Origin of the sequence: Corynebacterium sp., from assembly GCF_052107835.1 — a bacterium.
GTDB lineage: Bacteria > Actinomycetota > Actinomycetes > Mycobacteriales > Mycobacteriaceae > Corynebacterium.
The window spans coordinates 1-24,923 of the sequence record NZ_JBQEDF010000036.1; the positions used below are offsets into that span (position 1 = coordinate 1).

20 protein-coding genes are annotated in these 24,923 nt (G+C 67.1%); 18 read left to right on the top strand and 2 right to left on the bottom strand.

What is annotated here, in order from left to right:
• Positions 1-58: 58 nt before the first annotated feature.
• A complete protein-coding gene (locus ACTIL2_RS09725; protein WP_442337266.1) occupies positions 59-454 on the bottom strand; it encodes a hypothetical protein in 396 nt (131 codons plus the stop codon).
• Positions 455-515: 61 nt separating this feature from the next.
• Between ACTIL2_RS09725 and coaD the strand changes: the two genes are divergently transcribed.
• From coaD to ACTIL2_RS09755, 6 genes are all read left to right on the top strand, one after another.
• Positions 516-1,007 carry a pantetheine-phosphate adenylyltransferase gene (gene coaD, locus ACTIL2_RS09730; protein WP_442337267.1) on the top strand — a complete coding sequence of 164 codons (492 nt, stop codon included), beginning with the start codon at positions 516-518 and terminating at the stop codon, positions 1,005-1,007.
• Between the two features lie 85 nt (positions 1,008-1,092).
• On the top strand, positions 1,093-1,848 hold the full coding sequence (locus tag ACTIL2_RS09735) for a DivIVA domain-containing protein (protein ID WP_442337268.1): 756 nt from the start codon (positions 1,093-1,095) through the stop codon (positions 1,846-1,848).
• Between the two features lie 37 nt (positions 1,849-1,885).
• Positions 1,886-2,464, top strand: a complete 579-nt coding sequence (locus ACTIL2_RS09740; RefSeq protein WP_442337269.1) for a YceD family protein — start codon at positions 1,886-1,888, stop codon at positions 2,462-2,464.
• Positions 2,464-3,195 carry a ribonuclease III gene (gene rnc, locus ACTIL2_RS09745; RefSeq protein WP_442337270.1) on the top strand — a complete coding sequence of 244 codons (732 nt, stop codon included), beginning with the start codon at positions 2,464-2,466 and terminating at the stop codon, positions 3,193-3,195. The genes ACTIL2_RS09740 and rnc overlap by 1 nt, the downstream gene beginning before the upstream one ends.
• A gap of 3 nt (positions 3,196-3,198) precedes the next feature.
• Positions 3,199-4,029: a bifunctional DNA-formamidopyrimidine glycosylase/DNA-(apurinic or apyrimidinic site) lyase gene (gene mutM, locus ACTIL2_RS09750; RefSeq protein WP_442337271.1), complete on the top strand. Its 831-nt coding sequence runs from the start codon at positions 3,199-3,201 to the stop codon at positions 4,027-4,029.
• 234 nt (positions 4,030-4,263) lie between these two features.
• A complete protein-coding gene (locus ACTIL2_RS09755; protein ID WP_442337272.1) occupies positions 4,264-4,650 on the top strand; it encodes a VOC family protein in 387 nt (128 codons plus the stop codon).
• A 19-nt stretch (positions 4,651-4,669) separates the two neighbouring features.
• Here ACTIL2_RS09755 and ACTIL2_RS09760 read toward each other — a convergent pair whose 3' ends face one another.
• Positions 4,670-5,386, bottom strand: a complete 717-nt coding sequence (locus ACTIL2_RS09760; RefSeq protein WP_442337273.1) for an AAA family ATPase — start codon at positions 5,384-5,386, stop codon at positions 4,670-4,672.
• Positions 5,387-5,674: 288 nt separating this feature from the next.
• On the opposite strand from ACTIL2_RS09760, the gene ACTIL2_RS09765 reads away from it, so the two are divergent.
• From ACTIL2_RS09765 to gdhA, 12 genes are all read left to right on the top strand, one after another.
• A complete protein-coding gene (locus tag ACTIL2_RS09765; RefSeq protein WP_442337274.1) occupies positions 5,675-7,183 on the top strand; it encodes an alanine/glycine:cation symporter family protein in 1,509 nt (502 codons plus the stop codon).
• A 96-nt stretch (positions 7,184-7,279) separates the two neighbouring features.
• Complete coding sequence (locus tag ACTIL2_RS09770) at positions 7,280-7,849, top strand: ArsR/SmtB family transcription factor (protein ID WP_442337275.1); 570 nt, start codon at positions 7,280-7,282, stop codon at positions 7,847-7,849.
• A gap of 42 nt (positions 7,850-7,891) precedes the next feature.
• Positions 7,892-8,986 (top strand): serine hydrolase domain-containing protein, encoded by a 1,095-nt coding sequence (locus ACTIL2_RS09775; RefSeq protein ID WP_442337276.1) that lies wholly within the window; start codon positions 7,892-7,894, stop codon positions 8,984-8,986.
• A gap of 167 nt (positions 8,987-9,153) precedes the next feature.
• Positions 9,154-9,528 carry a VOC family protein gene (locus tag ACTIL2_RS09780; RefSeq protein WP_442337277.1) on the top strand — a complete coding sequence of 125 codons (375 nt, stop codon included), beginning with the start codon at positions 9,154-9,156 and terminating at the stop codon, positions 9,526-9,528.
• Between the two features lie 45 nt (positions 9,529-9,573).
• Entirely contained in the window at positions 9,574-9,876 is a 303-nt protein-coding gene (locus ACTIL2_RS09785; protein ID WP_442337278.1) for an acylphosphatase, read from the top strand.
• A 19-nt stretch (positions 9,877-9,895) separates the two neighbouring features.
• Positions 9,896-13,402, top strand: coding sequence for a chromosome segregation protein SMC (smc, locus tag ACTIL2_RS09790; RefSeq protein WP_442337279.1), 3,507 nt, complete (start codon positions 9,896-9,898; stop codon positions 13,400-13,402).
• 11 nt (positions 13,403-13,413) lie between these two features.
• Entirely contained in the window at positions 13,414-16,992 is a 3,579-nt protein-coding gene (locus ACTIL2_RS09795) for a hypothetical protein (protein ID WP_442337280.1), read from the top strand.
• A gap of 212 nt (positions 16,993-17,204) precedes the next feature.
• Positions 17,205-18,911 (top strand): signal recognition particle-docking protein FtsY, encoded by a 1,707-nt coding sequence (ftsY, locus tag ACTIL2_RS09800; RefSeq protein ID WP_442337281.1) that lies wholly within the window; start codon positions 17,205-17,207, stop codon positions 18,909-18,911.
• Positions 18,912-19,152: 241 nt separating this feature from the next.
• Positions 19,153-20,562: an ammonium transporter gene (locus tag ACTIL2_RS09805; RefSeq protein ID WP_442337282.1), complete on the top strand. Its 1,410-nt coding sequence runs from the start codon at positions 19,153-19,155 to the stop codon at positions 20,560-20,562.
• Between the two features lie 199 nt (positions 20,563-20,761).
• On the top strand, positions 20,762-22,384 hold the full coding sequence (ffh, locus tag ACTIL2_RS09810; protein WP_442337283.1) for a signal recognition particle protein: 1,623 nt from the start codon (positions 20,762-20,764) through the stop codon (positions 22,382-22,384).
• A 216-nt stretch (positions 22,385-22,600) separates the two neighbouring features.
• Positions 22,601-23,128, top strand: coding sequence for a 30S ribosomal protein S16 (rpsP, locus tag ACTIL2_RS09815; RefSeq protein ID WP_442337284.1), 528 nt, complete (start codon positions 22,601-22,603; stop codon positions 23,126-23,128).
• Between the two features lie 445 nt (positions 23,129-23,573).
• Complete coding sequence (gene gdhA, locus ACTIL2_RS09820) at positions 23,574-24,917, top strand: NADP-specific glutamate dehydrogenase (RefSeq protein WP_442337285.1); 1,344 nt, start codon at positions 23,574-23,576, stop codon at positions 24,915-24,917.
• Positions 24,918-24,923 lie beyond the last annotated feature (6 nt).

Consider the following 24,923-nt stretch of genomic DNA (forward strand, 5'->3'; position numbering starts at 1 on the left):
AAGAAGCGGACCTACGGGATCGCCCGGATGGACATGGCGATCTGGCGGGGTGCGGGGGTCAGAGGGGACGATCCCGTTCAACCCCGATGATTCTGGGGCGGCGGATCTTCTCCACCTCGACGGAGCAGTCCGGGAACTGTTCCGTGATCAACCGTGGGACCTGGGCGGCGTAATTCTTCCACGAGGGTGACCCGTGGCTCAGTCGGCGCCAGGTGACGCGAACGACCGCCGTGCCTTCCGGTGTGTCTTTGGTGATGCGCTCGACGGAAGCCCGGCGTACAGTGCCCGGCCACACCGGGGTGGGGTCGTCGAGTAGTGCGGAGGCAAGCGATTCGGCATCTTCCGCCCGGATGCTGATGCGTGCTGAACCGCCTGCGATGTCGTCGAGAAGGTCGAGGGGCGTGTCGAAAACAATGTCGGCCGCGGCAGTAACTGTGCGAAACACTGGGTTCATGCGCTCGAGGCTACGTCCCCTGTGCCGTCGCCGCTGCCCGGCGGACAGTAGGATCAGGGTCATGCGAGTCTGCTGCCCCGGGTCCTTCGACCCCGTCACCAATGGCCACATCGACATCTTCACCCGTGCTGCGAGGAACTTCGACGAGGTCACTGTGCTAGTGACCTACAACCCGAACAAGTCGGGGCTGTTCACCGCCGAGGAGCGTGTGGGCCTCATCCGGGACGCCCTGGATTCCACCGGCCTGCCTGAGGCCGCCCGGGTCACGGTGGACACCTGGGACCGACTGCTGGTCGACTACCTCACCGACCATGACATTCCGGCGATGGTGAAGGGGCTGCGCAGTTCCCTGGACTACGAGTACGAACTGCCGATGGCGCAGATGAACCAGCGACTGTCGGGGGTGGAGACCTTTTTCCTGCTCACGAACCCGGAGTACGGGTACGTGTCCTCGACGATCTGCAAGGAGGTCGCCAAGTACGGTGGCGACGTCCACGGACTGCTGCCGGAGAACGTCGCCCGCGCGGTGATCGACAGGTACGCCGGGAACTGAGCAGGCAGCCCGGGGCGACAACTGCCCCGGGAATCCCGCGTGTCACACGGGTAGCGTGCGCTCCATTTCTGGCATGCTGGGCGGCATGTACAAGACTTTCCAGGGCCTCGATGACCTCCAGAACATGGTTGACCAGGCATACGGCGTGCCGATGACCTCCAACTGCATGGTTCCGCGCCGCGAGGTCCAGGACCTTCTTGACGAGGTCCGCACCGCCATCCCGGTGGAGATGGACGATGCACAGGACGTCCTCGACCACCGCGACGGCATCATCGACGACGCCGAGGACCGGGCGGAGACGCTGGTCAGCGATGCGGAGGCTGAACGTGACCGCATCCTGGACGAGGCGCGCCGCCAGGCCGACGACATGGTCAGCGACGCCGAGGAGCGCGCCCACTCCACCGTGTCCCGCGCGGAGGCGGAGGCGGACCGCCTGGTCAGCGACGCCCGCAACGAGTACGAGCAGACCACCGCCCGCGCTGAGGCGGAGGCGGAGCGCCTGGTCACCGCCGGCAACGAGTCCTACGACCGTTCGGTGAACGAGGGCATGGCGGAGCAGCAGCGTCTGGTGAGCGAGTCGGAGGTTGTCCGGGTCGCCGAGGACGAGTCCCGTCGGATCGTCGAGTCCGCCCACTCCGATTCCGACCGTCTGCGCCGCGAGTGCGACCACTACGTCGATTCCACGCTGGCGCAGTTCGAGGAGTCGCTCACCGGGACCCTCCGCACGGTGTCGCGGGACCGTTCGGCGTTGCGCAAGGGCGCCGGTGCCTCCGGGAACCGGTACGACAACAGCGCAGGACGCCCCGCGCCGCGCGGTGAGCGCGACGAGTACCGCGGCTGATTCGCGCCCACCCCGGTGTCAAGGGTAGAAACATGGTGTGAGTAACGATCCTTTTCTGCTCGATGTCCGTGAGCCCCTGCAGTCCGTCGGCGTTCCGCACCATGTGACGACCACGGGGAACGCCCCGGTGCGTCTCGGTGGTGAGATGCTCGGTGTCGACGAGGGGGCGCCGGTGGAGGTGGCGGCCGATGTCACCAACCTGGGGGAGTCCGTCCTGGTGGACGCCACCGTCCACTCCCGGATGACGGGTCAGTGCTCCCGCTGCCTCAACCCGCTGGACGAGGAGATGTCGCTGCACATCAGTGACGTTTTCGGCACAACCCCGGACTTCATCTCCGGCGACGACGCGGAGGAGGGGGACGAACCGCACATGGTCCAGGAGGACCGGGTGGACATCACCCAGCTCCTGGTCGACGAGGCCGGGCTGAATCTGCCGTTCAACCCGGTGTGCGAGGACTACGGCAAGGAGTGCAGTGACGCCATCCCCGCGCCGGACGGCGTGTCCGGGGAGCAGGAGGACGCCCCGGATCCACGGTGGGCGGCACTGGCGGAGAAGTTCGGCGATGGCGCAGGCGATGCCGACGCTGCCGACGAGAAGCCCGCCGGGGACGCCTGATGGCACGCAAGCGCCGCTTGACCGGCGAAGCGGCCCTGGACGCCGCCTTCGGGAAGACGGACCACGCACCACTGCTCCAGGCGTGGGGTGTGGACATGCCCGACGACATGCTGCGTCTGGCGCTGTCGCACCGGTCCTTCGCCAACGAGAACGGCAACCTTCCGAACAATGAGCGGCTGGAGTTCCTGGGGGACGCCGTACTCGGGCTGAGTGTGGCGGAGCAGCTCTACACGCAGTTCCCGGAGCGTTCCGAGGCGGATATCTCGAAGATGCGTGCCGGTGTCGTCAACATGTACGCCCTGGCGGAGGTCGCACGCGAGCTCGGAATGGGGGACAACATCCTGCTGGGGCGCGGCGAGATGATGACCGGTGGCCGCGACAAGCATTCGATCCTCGCCGACTCGGTCGAGGCGATGCTGGGTGCGATCTACCTGGTCCACGGTTTCGGGGTGGCGAGGAAGACTGTCCTGCGGATCTTCGAGTCCCGGATCACCACGGCCCCGTCGACCGGGTTGACCATGGACTGGAAGACGGTCCTCCTGGAGAAGCTCAGCGACCTGAAGATGTCGGTGGAACCGGAGTACGAGTCCTTCGCGGACGGCCCTGCCCATGACCAGACCTTCCATGCGACGGTGCACTTCAAGGGCGAGCTGCAGGGGACGGGGAGCGGCCACACGAAGAAGGAGGCCGAGCACGGTGCCGCCCGCGAGGCCTACAAGTCGCTGGGGTAGTGGATGCCTGAGCTTCCCGAGGTCGAGGTCGTCCGTCGCGGCCTCGCCGAGCATATTCTCGGCGCCACCTTCCTGAACACCACCGTCCTGCATCCGCGTGCGGTGCGGGGGCAGGTCGGCGGCGCCGACGCACTGGTCGCCGGACTGGACGCCGCGACGGTGCAGGACGTGTGCCGCCGGGGCAAGTTCCTGTGGTTGGACCTGGGGGATTCCGGCAATCTTCTGGTGCACCTCGGCATGTCCGGCCAGATGCTGCTGGGGGAGCCGGGGCAGGTGACCTCGCCGCATGTACGGATCCGTTCGCGGCTCGTCACCACGGACGAGACGTCGCTGGAACTGACCTTCGTCGACCAGCGCACGTTCGGACGGTGGGAGCTGGTGGACGGGGATCCGGTGCCGCATATCGCACACGACCCCCTGGACGCCGACTTCGACGAGGTGGTGGTGGCCCGGCGCATCCGTCTCAAGCGCTCCGAGATCAAGCGTGTGCTGCTGGAGCAGACGGTGGTCTCCGGGATCGGCAACATCTACGCCGACGAGGCCCTGTGGCAGGCGGGCGTGCACCCCCGGAAACGGGCGACGGCGATGAGGCAGCAGGACGTCCTGGGTGTTCTGGACGCGGCCCGCGCCGTCATGGAGCGGGCGTTGGAGGCCGGCGGGACGTCCTTCGACGACCTGTACGTGAACGTCAACGGTGCGTCCGGCTACTTCTCCCGGTCGTTGAACGTCTACGGGCGGGCAGGGGAACCGTGCACGCGTTGCGGGACGCCGATCGCGCGCATGGTGATCGGTGGACGCTCCTCGCACTTCTGCCCGTCGTGCCAGCGACGGTGAGGCGCTGCGATGTCGGCGGGGCAGGTGTGGCAGAGGTACCCGGGCTCATTGCGAGAACTCGGGCCGAATCGGTCGACTGGAGTGTCTTGAGCCTGCAGATATTGCCCGGATTTTCACGGTATCCGGCATCGGCGATGCGGCAGCGGGGCACCGGCATGCCGGGTTGTGATTGGTGGACGGTCCTGGCCCTTCTGTCCGTCCTGCCGGCGACGGTGACACGTAGAATCGGCACCCATGAAGCCGAGACTGTACATCGTGACCCTGGCTGTGGAAGACCTCGCCCGTTCCCGCTCCTTCTACCAGGACGGCATCTGTCTGGGGCAGGGCACCGTTGGCGGGGACCATGTTCTCTTCGAGTTGCAGGGCGAGATGAGCTTGGTGCTCTTCGAGCGGGCGGAGTTCAATAAGACAGCTGGTCAAGGCGATGAAACGCCAACGGCTGCAAGCATGAGCCTGAGCTATCAGGCGGCGGACAGGCAGGAGGTCGACGATCTCCTGCGGAAAGCAGTCGATGCCGGTGGGACGCTGCCCAGTGAACCGCAGGCGTACGAGTGGGGTTACAGCGGCTACTTCAAGGACCCCGACGGTCATCTCTGGGAGATCGTGGCCTTCTTCGAGTAGCTTGCTCGGTGGATGAGAGTCACGGGGCGAGGAGCTCGGTGACGCGCTGGGGGTCGTCCAGGAAGGAACGCCAGTTCTCGACGAGCTCCAGATCGTCGTAGTCCCTGGGGCGGATCCCGGTGTCGTCCAGCTGGAGGATCTCAGCGCCGGGCAGGGAGGCTAGGAGAGGGGAGTGGGTGGACATGATGACCTGTGAACCACGGTTGATGAGGTCCAGGACCTGCGCCATCAGCACCAGGCAGCCGTTGAAGGACAGTGCGGACTCCGCTTCGTCGAAGATCCATAGGCCCTTGATGCGGGCCCTGTTGGTGAAGAATTCGATGAAGGACTCACCGTGGCTCTGGAAGTTGTGGCGGCCGTCATTTCCGATTCCCTGCTGGTAGGCGAAATGCCCGTGCATGGTCTCCGCGCGCAGGAACACGCCCTTCTTGGACGCACCGCCCTCCCTGATGAGCTTGAGGTTGTCGTTGAGGCCGGACTCGGTGCGTTGGGTGTGGTGCATGGCGTTGTGCGTCCCGCCCTCGGAATTGAGGCCGTACGCTTCCGCGATGGCTTCGACGAGGGTCGACTTGCCGGATCCGTTCTCGCCGACGAGGACGGTGAGGCGCGAGAAATCGATGCCGTTGTCGAGGACGTCGCGGACAGCGGGGACGGTCGCTGGCCAGGAGTGTCTGTCAGCTGGCTCGATGCCGAGTTCCTCGATCCTGCGTACCGGAAGTGGAGAGGGGTATGCCATGTGATTCAGGCTACCGTGGACCGGGCAACCGACTATTGGTATCGCCTCACGCCAGCTGCACAGCGGGGCCTCACATCGATCTGAGATTACACGGAGGAGAAGGGGCATTCGTCGGGCCCGGCTGTATATGATGCACGGCACATGTGAGACACGCCGGACGTGTCGCGTCACCCGTTGTGATGGCCGTGCAACAACCAAGAAATAATTTAACCTAACATTAGTGATCTATAGCACAGTATCGTCTCTCCGTTACGCGCTGTCTGCCCCGGCACAGTAGCCTCACCGCTCATGACGGACTTTGTATCTTCCATGAACGACAACATCTGGAATGTTGTCGTGTGGTTCCTTGTGGCAGCGGGCCTGTACTTCGGCGTCCGGACGATCGTGGTCCAGCTGCGGCTGTTCCCCCAGATGTTCGGGGCGGTCGCGGAGCCGCCGTACGAGGACGAGATGCTCGGCGCGGATGCCGGGGCGGACAGTGGGGACGGAGCCGCGGGAAAGGCCAAGCCGAAGCAGAAGCCGATCTCCCCCTTCAAGGCGTTCACCCTCTCCGCGGCGTCACGCGTCGGTACCGGCAACGTCGCAGGAGTTGCGGTGGCGATCTCGCTCGGTGGCCCGGGTGCCGTGTTCTGGATGTGGATGATCGCCATCATCGGCGGGGCGACGTCCTTCGTGGAATCCACGCTCGCGCAGCTGTACAAGACGCGGGACCACGAGAATAACGCCTACCGGGGAGGCCCCGCCTACTACATGACCCGCGGGCTGAATAAGCCGGTCCTGGCCATGATCTTCGGTGTGGTCATCACCCTGACCTTCGGTTTCATCAACAATGCCCTGCAGACAAACTCGATCGTGGAGTCCGTCGCGACCTCCGCCGACAATGACGGGATGACGCTGAAGGTCATCATCGGCTTCGCGGTGGCGGTTCTCACCGCGATGATCGTCTTCGGTGGTGTGCAGCGCATCGCGTCTTTCACGCAGGTGATCGTCCCGTTCATGGCGGTGGCCTACATCGGTCTCGGCGTGCTGGTGATCTGCCTGAACCTCTCGGAGATCCCCGGGGTACTCGCCGAGATCGTCGGGCACGCCCTGGGCCTGCGTGAGGTCGCCGGCGCGGCGGTCGGTGCAGCGTTCATGAACGGCATGCGCCGCGGGCTGTTCTCCAATGAGGCGGGCCAGGGCTCCGTTCCGAACGCCGCCGGCACTGCCGCGGTGTCCCACCCGTGCAAGCAGGGCCTGGTGCAGACCCTGGGCGTCTATTTCGACACCCTGATCGTCTGCTCGATGACCGCCTTCATCATCCTGCTGTCGAACCCGACCTACGGTGAGGAGCTCGAGGGCGCGGCTCTGACGCAGAACTCGATGGCCGAACAGGTCGGTGACTGGGGCATCCACGCGGTCACGTTCTGCCTGTTCTTCCTGGCGTTCTCCTCGGTGATCGGCAACTACTACCTCGCCCAGTCGAACGTGGAGTACTTCACGAAGAACCCGATGGTGATGACGGTCTTCCGCTTCCTGGTAGTCGTGTGCGTCTTCCTCGGTGCCATTGTCGAGGTGCCGGTGATCTGGGCCCTGGCGGACACCTTCACCGCCACGATGGTCGTGGTTAACCTGTGTGCGATCGTCCCGTTGTGCCCGGTGGTGCTGAAGCTGCTGAAGAACTACTCCGAGCAGAAGAGGCAGGGGCTGGATCCGGTGTTCAAGCGCAGCATGCTCCCGGAACTCAGGAACGTGGAGTGCTGGGACGACAAGGACGATGTCTTCGAGGCGAACCCGCCGGTGACCCTGCGCGGCTGAGTTCCCGGGATTCCGCAGCCCGTCCTGCACACGGAGGGGACATGCTGCCGCAGACTCTTTAAGTACGGAACTACGTATTTATGATAGAGTCGCCGCATGGGTGACGACGGGAACGACCGGAACGACAACGACCTCACGGACACTGCCTTCCTCGAAGGAAGACTAGCCGACCTGGAGCGCCGCGTCCGGGAACTGGAGGGCACTCCCGGTACCGCGAAGGACCGGGACGCGTCAGAACCACGCGACGACGAGGCGGCACCCGAGACGTTCTGGGCGCTCAACGGTCTGATCGACCAGATGGGTCCCGAAGGCGGGGTCACCTACACCGGGCAGGTCACGCCCCCCGGACAGGACTCACCGGTCTCCTGGCAGATGGGGCTGACCGCCTCGGCGCTGGAGGACATGGATTTCTCCGACGCGGCGGACACCCTGTCCGCTGTCGGGAGCGGCATCCGGCTGTCCCTGCTCCAGGCGATCTACGACGGGAAAAGCACCGTCGCCGAGCTCAGTGCCGACGACCGTTTCGGCACGAGTGGTCAGATCTACCACCACATCAATGCCCTTGCTGGTGCGGGCTGGCTCGAAAAGTCGAAGCGCGGGCACTGGCGTCTGCGCGCCACGCGCATCATTCCGTTGCTCACCCTCGTGCTCATCGGCACGCACTGACCCGACGTTCCAGGACAAGGTTCCACGACAAGGAGAATCCCCGTGACCACCACACACCACATAACCACCAAGCGGCACCGGCGCCGGACTTTCTTCGCCCGCAAATGTGTCGCCGTGCTCTCCGCCGGGGCGATCGGTGCGACATTGATCGCCGCAGGCTCTGCTCCACAGGGCTTCGAGGGTGAACCCACCGGCGACCCACAACTCGTCGGAGAGGTGACGGATGCCCTGGAGCCCGGGTACCGCAACCACATCTCGGCAGCGAAGATCAGCGGTGACGAGGTCACCTGGGCTGGCGTGGGCGCGGATGAGAACACCGAGTTCGAGATCGGGTCGATCACCAAGACATTCACCGCAGCGCTGTTCGCCGATGCCGTGGAGCGCGGCGAGGTGGAGGCCACGACACCACTGGGCGAGGTGTGGCCCGACCTTGACGGGGACGTTGCGGCGGTGAGTCTGGAATCAATAGCGATGCAGCGCTCCGGCCTTCCTCCGCTGGCACCGTTCCCGAATGCGGTCGACGAAGCCGTCTCCTCAGCGTCAGTGTTGACTCTGCAGGATCCCCATTCGTTGACGGACGAGGAAGTCGTGGACTCCCTCCATTCCGTGACTGTCGGGGAGAAGACCCCCGAGTACTCCAACTACGGATTCTCGGTGCTCGGGCAGGCATTGTCGGAGGTTACCGGGCAAAGCTACGGGGACCTTGTCCAGGACCGGATCGCCGGACCGTTGGGGCTGGAGAACACCTATGTCCCGGAGTCGCCGGAGGGTCTCTCCCACGGCTACTCCGACTCGGGCCTGCCAGCGGCGCCGTGGACCATGAATGGTGCAGCATCGGCTGGGGCAATTCGTTCCACGGCACATGACATGAGCATCTGGTTGCGTGCCACCCGGGACGGAGAAGCTCCCGGAGCTGCTGCCGCCGAGCCCAGGGAGTACTTCGACGAGGCCGACTCGATCGGGTGGGCGTGGTTCACGACCGAGGGACGGGACCCCGAGGTCACCTGGCACAACGGCGCTACCGGCGGGTACCGGTCATTCCTCGGTTTCAGTCCGGAGTCGGACGAGGGCATCATCGTCCTGTCCGATACCGCAGTCAGCGTCGACTCCGCGATGAACCTCATATCGACGCCGTGACCGGTGACAAGGGATGCGGACGCTGCTAACGTCACATCCGTGATGACCAGTCAGGCCCGCAGCGGCCGCTCCCGGAGAGGCGAACTGGTCGTGGTCTGATCCGCGGACCTCCTCGGCTCCCTGTGCCCCCCGACAAGACACAGCGAGAACCACAGCCAAGGAGAATCATGACCGCACGTTTCAACCACACCATCATCGCCTCGACGAACCCCGCCGACATGGTGGGGTTCTACATCGACCTGCTTGAAGCCGATGAAGCCGAGTCCTGGGGAATCTTCACCAACATCCTCATCGGTGATGGCGTCCTGCTGCAGTTCGCGGAGGTCCCGTGGGACTTCTCACCGCAGCACTACGCCTTTCTCGTCGACGACGCCCACTTCGACCGTGCCCTCGCGCGGATCACCGACAGGGGTATCGAGCACTGGGCTGATCCGCACCGGGAACACCCCGGCGAGATCAACCACAACCACGGTGGCCGGGGAGTGTACTTCAATGACCCGTCCGGCCACGGACTGGAGTTGACGACCATGCCGTACCTCTGATGTTCGCCGGTGACGCCCCCGACGCATCCCGATACAATTGGGACCATGCCTGCGTCCGACCCCAACACCACCCCGCCCACCACCCGACTCACCGCGTGGGTCCACGGCCGCGTCCAGGGCGTCGGTTTCCGCTGGGAAACGCGCGCGAAAGCCCTGGAGCTCGGACTCACCGGCTTCGCGTCCAACTACCCCGACGGCCGCGTCCTCGTGGTCGCCGAGGGGAGTGAGGACGCCACCGACGGCCTGCTGGCCTGGCTGCGTTCCGGGAGGACGCCCGGACACGTCGAGAAGGTGGTCGAGGACATCACCGGACCGCGCGGGGACTACACCGGATTCGACACCCGGTGATCGGGTATAGTGCACGGCCATGCATCTGAAGTCGTTGACCATGAAGGGGTTCAAGTCCTTCGCGTCGGCGACGACTCTCAAACTGGAGCCGGGCATCTGCGTGGTCGTCGGCCCGAACGGTTCCGGCAAGTCCAATGTCGTCGACGCCCTGGCATGGGTGATGGGTGAGCAGGGCGCCAAGATCCTGCGCGGCGGCAAGATGGAGGACGTCATCTTCGCCGGCGCGGGCGAGCGCAAGGCGTTGGGACGCGCCGAGGTCACGCTGACCATCGACAACTCCGACGGCGCCCTGCCCATCGACTACACCGAGGTGTCGGTGACCCGCCGCATGTTCCGCGACGGTGCCAGCGAGTACGAGGTCAACGGTGCCAAGGCGCGCCTGATGGACATCCAGGAGTTGCTGAGTGACTCCGGCATCGGACGCGAGATGCACGTCATCGTGGGGCAGGGGAGGCTCTCCCAGATCCTGGAGTCCCGGCCCGAGGAACGCCGCTCCTACATCGAGGAGGCGGCCGGCGTGCTGAAACACCGGCGCCGCAAGGAGAAGGCCCAGCGCAAGCTCGTCTCGATGCAGGGCAACCTGGACCGGCTCCACGACCTCACCGATGAGCTGTCCAAGCAGCTGAAGCCGTTGGCTCGCCAGGCGGAGGCCGCGCAGAAAGCCGAGCAGGTCCAGGCGTCGATCCGCTCCAACAGGCTGCTGCTCACCGCCGACAAGGTCCGGCGGCTCTCCGACGAACTCAATGACGCCGACGCCCAGGCACAGGTCCTGGAGCGTGACATCGCCGAGCTCAAGGAGAACCTCGAGGAGCACACCGCCGAGCTGGCGGTGACCGAGGAGGAGTTGCGCACCGCCCTGGAGGAGGCCGAGTCCGCCAAGTCACTGTGGTTCCGGCTGTCCACGACCGCGGAGAAGAACTCCGCTACCCTGCGCATCGCCACCGACCGCGCATCGGACGCCGGGGCGGACGCGGTGTGGAACGGCCAGGACCCCGAAGACCTCATCTCCCGCGCGGAGCAGGCGGAGGAGGAACAGGCCACCCTGGACGAGGAGGTCGAGGTCGCCGCCGAGCGTCTGGAACAGGTCCGCGAGGAGGTCGCCGAGCGCGACGAGGCGGCCCGCGAGGCGGAACATGAGCATCTGGCCCAGGTCCGGGCCATCGCCGACCGTCGCGAAGGCATCGTCCGGCTGCTGTCCCAGCAGGAGGCGCTGGCCCAGCGGCGCAGCGCCCTCGACCAGGAACTCGAGCGTCTGGAGCAGGCGCTGGTCGACCAGCGCGAGGCACTGGACGAGTCGGGCGATCCCGGGGCCCTGGACAACCTCGACGAGGTCGAGTCCCAGGGGGCGGGGCTGCAGGACGCGTCCGACCGGGCGGCGGAGGAATCGGCGGGGGCGGAGCGACGGGTGACCGAGCTCCGCGGCGCCGAGCGTGACCTGGAGCGCACCATCGCCCGCGACGAGGCCACCGTTGCCGCGTGGAAGGACCAGCTGCGTCCCAGCGACGGTGGGGAGGTCGCGGTGGCTACGGCGAAGGATCTGGGCCTGTCGGACCTGTCGCCGCTGGCCGGTCTGCTCACGGTCCGGGACGGGTGGGCGACCGCCGTCGCCGCCGTCCTGCCGGAGGGACTCGTCGGGTCCACCGACACCCGCGTTGTCGAGGCACTGGTCGAGGCAGCGCAGGGCCGCACGCTGCTGATGGAGGGTGCGGGCTCGGGCAAGACCTGGCGCCTGGACCGCCCCGACCGACCCGACTCCGGGGGTGCGACCGACTGGCTGCTCGACCACATCGACCTCGACAGTGGCAAGAACACCGACATCACCGCCCCGTTGACGGCGCTGCTGGTTGATGTTGTCGCAGTGGACGACGTCGAGGAGGGGCGCCGCATCGTCGGCGATGACCCACGGCTGCGCGCGGTGACCAGGGACGGCGTGCTGTGCGGTGCCGGTTGGGTGGCCGCGGGTTCCGGCGGCGCGTCCCCGGTGGAGCTGAACACCAGGATCACCGAGACATCGTCCACCATTGACCGCCACCGGTCCGAACTGGCCGACCTGCAGGCGACCCTGCAGGGTGCGGAGCAGGCGGCGGAGGAGCTACGGACCACCGCAGCCTCGGCCAAGGCCGCGGTACGCGACCACGCGACCCGGCTGCAGGCGGCGAAGCAGCGTGCGGACGCTGCGGCGAAAACGGCGGAACAGGCCGAGCGGCTACTGGAGCGGGCGACCCGCCAGCGCGATGAGGCGGAGCAGCGCCGCGAGGATCTGATCACCGAGGCGTCCGAGGTGGACGACAGGCTCTCCCGCGTCGACGCCGAGGAGACCGGGGAGGAACCCTCCACGGACGAGCGGGACGCCACCGCACAAGGCCTGGCGCAGGCGAGGGCGATGGAGGTCGAGGCACGGCTGAGCCTGCGCACCGCCGAGGAGCGCGCCGGCAACCACCGGGGACGCGCGGAGGGCCTGCGACGCCAGGCGCGCCAGGAGTCCGCCGCCCGGGAACAGTTCGAGCGGACCGCCACCAAACGCCGTGCCGCGAGGGAGAGGGCGGAGGTCGTGGCCACCCAGGCACGCCGCGTGGAGCTGCGCATCCGCGATGCCCTCGACCGCGCGGAAGCCACCAGGTCGCGCACGGATGAAGCGCACCGGCAGTGGCAGGCCGCACTCAACCAGCGCAAGGACAAGGTCAATGCCTTAACCCTGCGACTGAACCACCTGAGCGACACCTCGCACACCGCGGAGATCGCCCGCAGCCAGGCCCAGTTGCGGATCGAACAGGCGCTGGAACAGGCCATGGAGCAGCTCGGCATGAACGCCGCCCAGCTTCTCGACGAGGCCCCGGGGGAGGATTTCGACCGCGACGCCGCGGCCCGGGAACTCAAGCAGGCCGAGAAGTCACTGCGGTCGCTGGGCAAGGTGAATCCCCTGGCCCTGGAGGAGTACACCGCACTGGAGGAGCGCTACCGCTTCCTGTCCACCCAGCTCGACGACGTCGAACGCGCACGCGATGATCTCGAGGGGGTGATCTCTGACGTCGACCAGACCATTCTCACTCTGTTCACCGAGGCGTGGAATGACGTCGAGAAGGAGTTCCCGAAGGTCTTCGACACACTGTTCCCCGGCGGTGCGGGGCGGCTCGTGCTCACCGAGCCCGACGACATGCTCACCACCGGCATCGAGGTGGAGGCCCGTCCGCCGGGCAAGAAGGTCAAGCGGCTGTCCCTGCTCTCCGGCGGTGAGAAGTCCCTGACCGCCCTGGCCCTGCTGGTGGCTATCTTCCGGGCGCGGCCCAGCCCCTTCTACGTCATGGACGAGGTCGAGGCCGCCCTCGACGACGTCAACCTGCGCCGGCTGCTCGCCCTGTTCGAGGAGCTGCGCGAGGATTCCCAGCTCATCGTCATCACCCACCAGAAGCCGACCATGGACGTGGCGAACGTGCTCTACGGCGTCACGATGCGCGGCGACGGGGTGACCCGGGTGATATCCCAGCGGATGCACCCGGTGACGGCCGGTTCGGCACCCCCGCCCTAGAATGGGCGGACGTGAGCAACAGCCCGATCGCCGACCTTTCCGACAACCTCCTCGCCTGGGCATCCAGCACCGAGCTCGACCTGGCCGGCCGGCTGGGCGAGCTGCCCGGTGACTCCGGGGACATGCCCGCCGTCTTCGTCGACCTGGACACCTCCGGGGACGAACTCGACCGCATCACCACCTACTACGGCACCTTCCTGGCCCGGCAGATCTCCGCCGGCGCCGACGAGGACTCCCTGCTGCGGATGTGCCCCGCGCTGACCGCCACGACACTGCTGTTCCGCGCTGCACGGCTGAACGTCGTCGGGGAACTCGAGTCGGAGTTCTGGACCGGCCTGGGACTGGAGCCCACCGGTGAGCGGGTGGCCCTGGTCGACTACCGGGAGATCCTCACCCGTGCGGGACTCGACCCGATGGATGCCGCTGCCGCGGGGTCGGACGGGGACAAGGGCCGCCTGTTCGCCCACGTCGGCATTGCCACCGACTGGGTACCCGAGCTGATCGAGTTGATCGACTCCCGCCGTCTCGACGGTGAGGCTGTCGCGGACCAGGCGGGCGAGGCCCGTGCCGTGGTCGACATCCTCGCGGAGGAATCGCTGCAGGCCGGCCCGCTGTGCGCCGCGCTGCCGGAGCTGGCCGTCCGGCTCATCACCCCGGTGGTGGAGGTCGTCCGTCTGGCGGGGGAGAACCCCGACCGCTGGCGCAGCACCCTGGCCGATGCCGGGGACAGTGCCCGGGTTGCCCCGCTGGTGCTCGAGGACGTGGTGGAGGAGTTGCGTGAACGTCCGGCGGGCACCACCGCCCGGCGCCACCGTGTGGGTGTCGGCACCCGTGAGGACCTGCCGCGCCTGGCGCTGGACAGGGTCCGGCACCGGATCGTCCTGCGGCTTCCCGAGCAGCCGCTGGACTCCGACGGGGACGCCGGCCCCTCGCGCACCGAGGTCCGCTGGCACGTCGATGTCGAGGGACGCCCCGCCGGTTTCCGGACGCGGCTTTCCGAGGCCCCCGGGCGTCCGGTCACCAACATCCTCGACGTGCCGGTGCGGCGTCCGGTCCGCGAGATCGGGGTGCGCGACCTGAGCCACAGTGAGTCCTGGGTGCTTCCCGTCGTCGACGAGTCCGACCCGGTGCTGGTGTTCACCAGGCGCGGCAAGGACCTCACCGACCGGGTGTCACTGCACCATTCCCGGGTGCTGGTCGTCTGCCCGTCCGAATCGACGGCGGTGGACCCGGTGCGCGAGACCGAGCTCCCCGTCCTGGGCGCGTGGCAGGTCAAGGCATGGGACGGATGGGTCATCCGCGAACTGGACCTGACGGGGGCGGTGTCCCTGCACATCGACCGTCCCGGGGTCCAGCGCCCCGCGATGTCCTCGGTGCGCTGCGTGGACGCCCGCCAGCGCGTGCGGTTCCGCGAGCCGGAGGACGTCCTGCCCGCCGTGCGGACGCTCGGCGGACTGCCGGTGCACTCCTCCAGCCTGCGGGCGGTGTTCCCGCCGACGGTCTCCGGCGCCCCCGAGATCTGGTTCCTGTCGGTGAGCTCCTGGGCCGGTCCGGACGAGACCGGCGAGGAGGTCACCGAGGAGGAGCCGCTGGAGGTCCCCGCCGAGGGTGGGATGTTCGACGTCTTCGACCCGGAGGCCTACGACACCCCGTGGGTGGGTGAGTACCTGGTGCGGCTGCGCGGACCACGCAACGAGTCCTTCCGGCACGAGTTCGCCATCGTCGAGGGCCTGGACGTCGAGGCCCCGGCGACCCCGCGGCTGGGACTGGCATCCGGGCTGACCCCGGTGACCGTCACCCTGCACCGCGGTGACAAGCCCCTGTACATTCCCCGCACGGTGGACATTGGTGCGGAGGAGAAGACCGTCCAGGTGATCGCCGAGACCGAGGCAGGCGACGCCCTGCCGCTGGTGGTGGAGCCCCCGCGCCTGCGGTTCCAGCTGCCGCTGATCGGCGAGGACCCGTTGTGGCGGACCGAGAGGGTCACGGTCGCCGCGGTGACGATCGACCCGGCGACGCGGTTCCGTATCCGTCCTGGAATCCCGGTGGAGTCGCCCCGCCTGGTCATCCGCGACCACCACGGCGCGCCGGTGCGCACCCTGCGCCTGGCAACCGTGGACCAGGTGACCTGGTCGGTGGCGCTGACGTCGGTGACGGCGTCGCTGCCGCAGCTCACCGTGGGCTCGTGCGAGCTGGAGTTCGTGTCCGACGGACGCAGCCACAGCGTGCGCCTGGCGTCCATGCGTCCCCGCGAGGACAGGACGCTGGCGCTGCTCCCCGGGGAGGGGGACGGGGCCACCCGTCTCCGCAGCGAGCCGGCGGTTGATGCCCCGGCATGGGTGTGGCCGCTGACCGCCCCGTGGCTGTCGGCCAGAGTGGTCGGCTTCTCCGGAGGTGTGGCGGAACTCCCCGCGGAGTTGGTGGACGCCGGCGCGTTGAGCGTCCAACCCTTCAACCCCGACCGGTTCAGCAGGCTGCATGCACCGGCGTCCCCCGGGCCCGAGGCGATGCGGGTCGAGTCGCCGGGACACGCCCGCCCCGACGACGGCGGGCCGTGGACGCAGCTGGCGGCGTTCCTGGCCGGAGACACCGACGAGCTCCCCGAGGAGACCGACGTCCTCACTGCCCTGTGGGACGTCCTCGCCGGCTGGTTGACCGGTGGCGCCACCGAGGACGCCGGGGCGGCCATGCACGCGGCCCTCGCCCGGCACCCCCGTGAGGCATTGCGGGCGATGTCCCGGTCGCTGGTGCCGTCATCGGACCGTCCCGCGCAGTTCATCCTGTCCGGACTCGTCCATGCTCCGCTGCGGTCCACGGAACCCGACCGGCGTCCAGGCGTGGCCTGGATCGCCGCGCTGGAGACCCTCGGTGAGCTGGCCGCCACCGACGACGAGGACACCACGGCACGCCGTGAGATCGGACGCCGGCTCTCCTCGGTCGGTGGCGCGCCACTGTCCCAGACGGTGGAGACCGGCCGCGACGCGACGCTGGAGACGTCCTGCATCGACGCCACCACCGTGCAGATCGCGCACCTGGCACCGGAGCAGCAGGAGGCCCTGCTGGAGACGTTCTTCTCCGGCTCGCAGGTCGTGCCCGGCGCCCTGTCCGAGGAGAACACCCGGCTGATCGCCGTGTTCGAGACCTTCCGGCACCGCGAGGAGCTGGGACAGGTCCTCGCCGATCCGGGACTGCTGCGGGTCGCGCTGGCACTGCTGCGGCGGATCCGCCAGACCAACCGGCAGCTGTACACCTCCGCCCGCGTGCGGTTCGACAAGCTCGACAACGTCGACACCGACAACCCGGACAACCGGTGGGCCCTGACCCCGGTGATCAGCATGATCCTGGCCCTCGCCGCGAGGATGCACGCCCACGGCAGGCTGGGGTCGACCGGTCAGCTGGTGTCGGCGTACCCGGGGTGGGCGGGGATCGCCCGTATCGTGCCCGACCTGGTGACCGGTGACCTGGTGGCGGCGGACGCGATGGTGCTCGGGGTCTACGGGCCGGATGAGGTCGAGGAGGAGGACGTGGCGGACGCCGCGGACACAGCAGCCTCGACCGCCGACGCGATTGACGCCCTGGTGCAGGAGTAGCGGGCTCGTCCCCTCTGCCGTCCGCTCGGAAGTCCTACCACCACCGACCGGAAGTCCTACCAGTTTTCGGTGGTAGGACTTCTCATCACCTGCGGTTATGCGAGTTCAATTGCCCGAACACTGGTAGGAATTCTGCAGGGGAGCGTGAGTAGCCGGGCGGAGAACGGGCCTACCGGTGCACCACGCGGGGACGATCTGATTCACTGGTGGGCATGGACCCGATTATCTGGATTGTCATAGCCGCGGTCGCGGTCATCGTCATCGTGGCGCTTCTGGTGGTGCTCGGCATCAGCCGGGGGAAGCAGAAGGAGGTCTCCTTCGACAAGAAGGAGGAGATCGAGGAGAAGAAGCCCACATCGGGCAACTACCAGGCGCAGGGTGGATTCAACTTCAGCGCCGGTACCGCGGCGGGGGTGGAGGAGCCGGAGAAGGAGCCCGAGGTCCTGCCCGGCCAGGAACTGTCCGGGCAGGATGCCCAGGAAGCCACGCCAGTCGCACCGGAGGTCCCTGAGCCTGCGCCGGAAGCGGAGCCCGAGCCCGAAGTTGAGCCTGAGGCAGAACCCGAGGCGGCAGCCGAGCCTGAGGCAGAGTCCGAGCCTGAGACGGCAGAAGAGCCTGAGTCTGAGCCGGAGCCCGAATCGGCCGTCGAGCCGGACGAGGCACCGGAACAGGACGAGGAGTCCGAGACCGGGGTCGAGGGAGAACCCGAGGCTGGGACCGACGAAGCAGCGGAGACTGAATCCGAGGCACAGGTGGAACCTGCGGCCGAGGAGGAGCCAGAGGCAGAGGACGTCCCGGAGGAAGAGTCCGCGGTGGACGACACCCAGGCTGCGGCGGAGGTCTCTCCGGAGCCAACACCCGTCGTCACCCCGGTGCCGAACGCTGTTCCCGAGACAGAGACCGAGACTGAGCCTGAAGACGAGCCGGAATCCCAGGTCGACGAGGAGTCCGAACCGGAGTCCGAACCCGGACCCGAACCCGCCAGGACCGAGGAGATCGCCCCTGTCGAGGGACGCATCGGCCGACTGCGCGGCAACCTGGCGAAGTCCCAGAACGTCATCGGTCGCGGCGTCCTCGGCATTCTCTCCGCCGGTGACCTCGACGAGGATGCCTGGGAGGAGATCGAGGACACGCTGCTGATGGCGGACCTGGGTACGAAAACCACACTGGCGGTGGTCGAGGATCTGCGCGACCGGATCGCCGCGGAAGGTGTGTCCAGTGAGGACGAGGCCCGCGCGATGCTGCGCTCGTGCCTGATCGACGCCTGCAAGCCGGACCTCGACCGTTCGATCCACGCCATGCCGTACGAGGGCAAGCCGGCCGTGATCATGGTCGTAGGTGTCAACGGCACCGGCAAGACGACCACGACCGGCAAGCTGTCCCGTGTGCTGGTCGGTATGGGCCACTCCGTCCTGCTGGGGGCGGCGGACACGTTCCGTGCCGCCGCTGCGGACCAGCTGGAGACGTGGGGACGCCGCGTCGGCGCTGACACCGTCCGGGGGGCCGAGGGAGCTGATCCCGCGTCCGTCGCCTTCGACGCCGTTGCCAGGGGAGTGGATGACGGTGTGGACGTGGTGGTCGTCGACACTGCCGGCCGTCTGCACACCTCGGTCGGTCTGATGGACCAGCTCGGCAAGGTCAAGCGCGTGGTGGAGAAGAAAGCCAAGGTCGACGAGGTCCTGCTCGTCCTGGACGCCACCGTGGGGCAGAACGGGCTGGTGCAGGCCAGGATGTTCCGCGACGTCGTCGACATCTCCGGTGTGGCGTTGACGAAGCTGGACGGTACCGCCAAGGGCGGCATCGTCTTCCAGGTGCAGGAGGAGCTCGGTGTGCCCGTCAAGCTCGTGGGCCTCGGCGAGGGCTCCGACGACCTGGCACCCTTCGAGGTGGAAGGGTTCGTGGACGCGCTGCTGGGATAGGACCTCCATGAACCCGCAGAATTCCTCAGAAACATGCACAGTCACGCAGGAAGCCACAGAACACCACATTGCGTAACGCTCCCGTAACACAACGCGTCTGTTTTCATACCCGCGAAATGAGCCTGTCGCCATAGGCGAAACATCGCGCGACTTGACTGTGGTCGCGAGAGTGAACGGCGCCGAGCCGGATGCTTCCACTTGACGTCCACGTGACAAAGCGACACTGAGGAGTTCTGTAGAAATGACACCCGAGGAGATGGCAGCAGCCACCGGCGATTCCGCCTGGATGCTGATGAGTGCCGCGCTGGTGCTCCTGATGACACCGGCGCTGGCGCTGTTCTACGGCGGCATGTCCCGCCAGAAGTCCGCCCTGAACATGATGATGATGTCCTTCGGAACCCTGGGGCTCATCGGCGTCATCTACGTTCTGTGGGGCTGGTCCATGTCCTACGGTGAGGAAACCGTCGGGGGAATCTTCGCCAATCCCTTCCAGTGGTTCGGCCTGTCCGACCAGATCACCGACTCCGCCGGCAACTACATCGTCGGTGCCGAGGGTTACGCGAACATCATCGACATCGGCTTCCAGCTGACTTTCGCCGTCATCACCGTGGCGATCATCTCCGGCTCGCTGGCCAACCGCGTGAAGTTCTCCACCTGGATGGTCTTCGCCGGTATCTGGGTCACCCTGGCCTACTTCCCGATGGCCCACATGGTCTGGGGCGGCGGGCTGCTCGCCGACGGCGAGGACAGCCTGGCGGCCATGATCTTCGGCACCACCACCGAGGACGGTGAGACTGTCGCGTCCATCGCCCCGATCGACTTCGCCGGCGGTACCGTCGTCCACATCAACGCCGGTGTCGCGGCGCTCGTCCTGGCCCTGATCATCGGACGTTCCCGCACCTTCATGACCCCGGCGTCCCGCCCCCACAACCTGCCGCTGGTCATGCTCGGCGCCGCGCTGCTGTGGTTCGGCTGGTTCGGATTCAACGGCGGTTCCGCCTTCGGCGCCAACGGCGACGCCGGTCTGGCCTGGGTCAACACCACGGTCGCCACCTGTGCCGCACTGCTCGGCTGGCTGCTGGTGGAGCGTCTCCGCGACGGCCACACCACCTCGCTGGGCGCGGCATCCGGCATCGTCGCCGGCCTGGTGTCCGTCACCCCGGCCGCCGGCAACCTCACCCCGGTCACCTCGATCATCCTCGGTGCCATCGGCGGTGCACTGGCCGCCGTCGGTGTCGGCCTGAAGTACCGCTTCAAGTTCGACGACTCCCTCGACGTCGTCGGCGTCCACCTGGTCGCCGGCCTCTGGGGCACCGTCGGCATCGGCCTGCTCGCCACCGACGACGGACTGCTCACCGGTGGTGGCAGCGACGGCTTCAAGCTGTTCATCATCCAGATCGTCATCGCCGTGTTCGCCGTGGTGTTCTGCGCGATCATCACCGCGATCATCGGCTACGCCCTGAAGTACACCATGGGCTGGCGCATCTCCAGTGCCGACGAGACCGCCGGCATTGACTCCACCCAGCACTCCGAGGACGCCTACGGTGACGGAACCTTCCAGCAGTTCGAGGAGGTCGATGACTTCGCGGACGCCCAGGACGATGCCCACAAGGCCAACGACCTCGCGGACGGTGCCCACCAGGAGAAGTAGCCCCCTCCCTCCTGGCTGACTCGTCGTCCCCGTCACCGCCGGCTCCGGTGGTGACGGGGCGTTGGTGTGTCCGGGGTACGTCCGTACCCGGTGGCGACGGCGGCGAACCTGGGAATCTGCGAGTACAAGTAGGACACCCCGTGCTCACCGGGTACGGTGGTGGAGTCAACAACCACAGCGTCAAGGGAGTAGTTCCACAGTGTTTGAGTCCTTGTCCGACCGCCTGTCCGGTGCCCTCAAGGGCCTGCGCGGGAAAGGACGGCTGACCGAGGCCGACATCAACGCCACCGCGCGTGAGATCCGCCTGGCCCTCCTGGAGGCGGACGTCTCCCTGCCCGTCGTGCGTTCCTTCATCAAGCGGATCAAGGAACGGGCGAACGGTGCCGATGTCTCCGAGGCGCTCAACCCGGCGCAGCAGGTCATCAAAATCGTCAACGAGGAACTCCAGGGGATCCTCGGCGGCGAGACCCGGCGGCTGAACCTGGCCAAGAACCCCCCGACGGTGATCATGCTCGCCGGACTGCAGGGCGCCGGCAAGACCACGCTGGCCGGCAAACTCGCCAAGCATCTGGCGAAGCAGGGGCACACCCCGATGCTGGTCGCCTGTGATCTGCAGCGTCCCGGTGCTGTCCAGCAGCTCCAGATCGTCGGCGAGCGGGCGGACGTCCCGACCTTCGCACCGGACCCCGGTACCTCCCTGGACTCCCTCGACCACGAGATGGGCACCAGCCACGGCGACCCCGTCGAGGTGGCCAAGGCCGGTATCGCCGAGGCCGACCACACCCGGCACGACGTGGTCATCATCGACACCGCGGGACGTCTCGGCATCGACGAGACTCTGATGACGCAGGCCCGCGACATCCGCGACGCCGTCACCCCCGACGAGGTCCTGTTCGTCATCGACGCGATGATCGGCCAGGACGCCGTCACCACCGCCGAAGCGTTCCGCGACGGCGTCGACTTCACCGGTGTCGTCCTCACGAAGCTCGACGGTGACGCCCGTGGTGGTGCCGCCCTGTCGATCCGTGAGGTCACCGGCAAGCCGATCCTGTACGCCTCCACCGGTGAGAAGCTGGAGGACTTCGATGTCTTCCACCCGGACCGGATGGCCAACCGGATCCTCGGGATGGGCGACGTCCTCAGCCTCATTGAGCAGGCCGAGCAGGTCATGGACCAGAAGAAGGCCGAGGACTCCGCGTCGCGGATGGCCTCCGGTGAACTGACGCTGGAGGATTTCCTCGACCAGATGATGATGATCCGCAAGATGGGTCCGCTCGGCAATGTCCTGAAGATGCTGCCCGGTGGCAAGCAGATGAACGACATGGCGGACCAGGTCGACGAGAAGCAGCTCGACCGGATCCAGGCCATCATCCGCGGCATGACCCCGGGGGAGCGCGACAACCCGAACGTCCTGAACGCGTCCCGGCGCAAGCGCATCGCGGCCGGCTCCGGTGTGACCGTGGCTGACGTCAACCAGCTCGTCAACCGCTTCTTCGAGGCGAAGAAGATGATGGGCAAGATGGCCGGCCAGTTCGGCATGGGTGGCGGTTCCGGACGCAGTGCCACGAAGAAGAAGCCGAAGGGCCGCAAGGGCAAGAACGGCAAGCGCAAGCCCGCCAAGAAGGGGCCGTCGCAGCCGAAGATGCCGCAGGGCATGCCGGGGATGCCCGGGATGCCGGGTGGCGGAGGAATGCAGGGCATGCCGGGTGCGGGTGGCGGCATGCCCTCGATGGCGGACCTGAAGAAGATGCAGCAGCAGATGCCGGAGGGGTTCGAGAACATCGACATGGACAACCTCGACTTCGGCAAGGGTGGGAAGTAGGCGCAGGGCACCGGGGATTTGTTTCCCCGATCTGCGGTCCTGTACTGTTAACCGGTCTGCGTAACACCGTGTCCGACCCCGGTCGGCCGGTGGTCACGCGCAGGGTAAATCCAAGGGTTGAACCGGCCCGGTACCCCATTCCGCGTCCTTTGCCGGAAAGGGTGGGGTAGCGGGCGTCCGTACTGCCCGGTGACCATCAACAGGAAGAGGACCGACATGTCCGTCAAGATCAAGCTCCAGCGGCTCGGCAAGATCCGCACCCCGCACTACCGGGTCGTCATCGCCGATGCCCGCACCCCCCGCTCCGGCAAGGTGATCGAGAACATCGGCATCTACGAGCCGAAGGCCGAGCCGTCCGTCATCAAGATCGACTCCGATCGCGCTCGCCACTGGCTGTCCGTCGGCGCCCAGCCGACCGAGCCGGTCCTCGCCCTGCTGAAGGTCACCGGTGACTGGCAGGCCCACAAGGGTCTCCCGGGCTCCGAGGGAACCCTGAAGCCCCAGCCGGAGAAGACCTCCAAGCTGGACCTGTTCAACGCCGCTCTCGCCGAGGCTGCGGACGCTCCGACGGCCGAGGCCATCACCGAGAAGAAGCGCAAGGCCAAGGAAGAGGCAGAGGCCAAGGCCGCTGCCGAGGCTGAGGCTGCCGAGAAGGCCGAGGCCAAGGCTGCTGAGGAAGCTGCCGAGGCTGAGGTCAAGGCAGAAGCCGAGGCTCCCGCCGAGTCCACCGAGGATTCCGAGTAGGCTCCGCAGCGCGTCCGGCACTGCAGCCACGGCTGCACCGACCGCACTGAGCCCGCGGGCTCACCGGGAACCCGCCACCGTTGCACCGTCATGGTGCAGGTGGCGGGTTCTCTCATTCCCGGACCCCGCACATCCCGCTTGAGGGACCGGCTCCGGGAGTGGTGTGGGCGTGGCCGACAGCATTGACTGCAGGACGGCCCTTTTCCCGGTACCGATCCGCCGATAACGCAGTCGTTGCCCCGGACCCGTGGGGTAGGGAGAGTCCACCGGCGGCAGTCCGGAAAGTTTCCGGTATGTTACAGTGCTGTTTCACATGCAGGCCGTCGACGAAACAATACAGGTCAGAGGGTGTGCGGTATCTCACATAGATCACGCTAGTGTTAAGCGCGATGTATCCACCGTGTAAAATTCCTCTCCGTACCGAAACCCCACCGAAGGGAGCACGATGGACGTCGATGCCACAGTCAGGGCCTACTACGAGCAGATCCTCCAGCGGAACGCCGGTGAGCCGGAGTTCCACCAGGCGGTCGCGGAGGTGCTCGACAGCCTGAAGCACGTACTGAGGCAGGACCCGCACTACGCCGACAACGGTCTGATCCAGCGACTCACCGAGCCCGAGCGCCAGATCATCTTCCGGGTCCCGTGGGTCGACGACAATGGCACCGTCCACGTTAACCGTGGTTTCCGCGTCCAGTTCAACTCCGTGCTCGGCCCGTACAAGGGTGGCCTGCGGTTCCACCCCTCGGTGAACCTGGGCATCATCAAGTTCCTCGGCTTCGAGCAGATCTTCAAGAACTCCCTGACCGGGCTGCCCATCGGTGGCGGCAAGGGTGGTTCGGACTTCGACCCGAAGGGCCGCAGCGACATGGAGATCATGCGTTTCTGCCAGTCCTTCATGACCGAACTCCACCGGCACATCGGCGACAAGGTCGACGTCCCGGCCGGCGACATCGGCGTCGGCGGCCGCGAGATCGGCTACCTCTTCGGCCAGTACCGCCGGATGACCGGACGTCACGAGTCGGGCACCCTGACGGGCAAGGGCCTGCAGTGGGGCGGTTCCCTGGTGCGGACGGAGGCGACCGGCTACGGCGCGGTCTACTTCACCCAGGAGATGATGGCCGCCCGCGGTGAGCGTCTCCATGGCGCGAGGGTCATCGTCTCCGGGTCGGGCAACGTCGCGATCTACGCCACCGAGAAGGCGCAGGAATTGGGCGCCACCGTTGTGGCGATCTCCGATTCCTCCGGCTACGTCTCCACCCCCGAGGGTGTGGACGTGGAACTGCTGAAGGACGTCAAGGAGGTCCGCCGGCTCCGCATGTCCGACTACGCGAAGGAGTCCCGCGGGGCGACGTACCACAAGGACGGACAGATCTGGGAGGTCGAGGCGGACGTCGCGCTGCCCTGCGCCACCCAGAATGAACTCGACGGTGCCGCGGCACAGCTGCTCGCCGACAACGGCGTGAAGTACGTTGCGGAGGGCGCGAACATGCCCTGCACCCATGACGCGGTCCAGGTGTTCGGCAAGCGGAGGATCGACTTCGCACCGGGCAAGGCCGCCAATGCCGGCGGTGTCGCGACCTCGGCGCTGGAGATGCAGCAGAACGCCTCGCGTGACTCCTGGTCCTTCGACTACACCGACAAGCGACTGCGCGACATCATGGGCAACATCTTCCGTACGACCGCCTCCACCGCCGCCGAGTACGGCGCGGAGGGGGACTACGTTGTCGGCGCGAACATCGCCGGTTTCCGCAAGGTCGCGGACGCAATGGGGGCGCAGGGGGTCATCTAGTAGTCT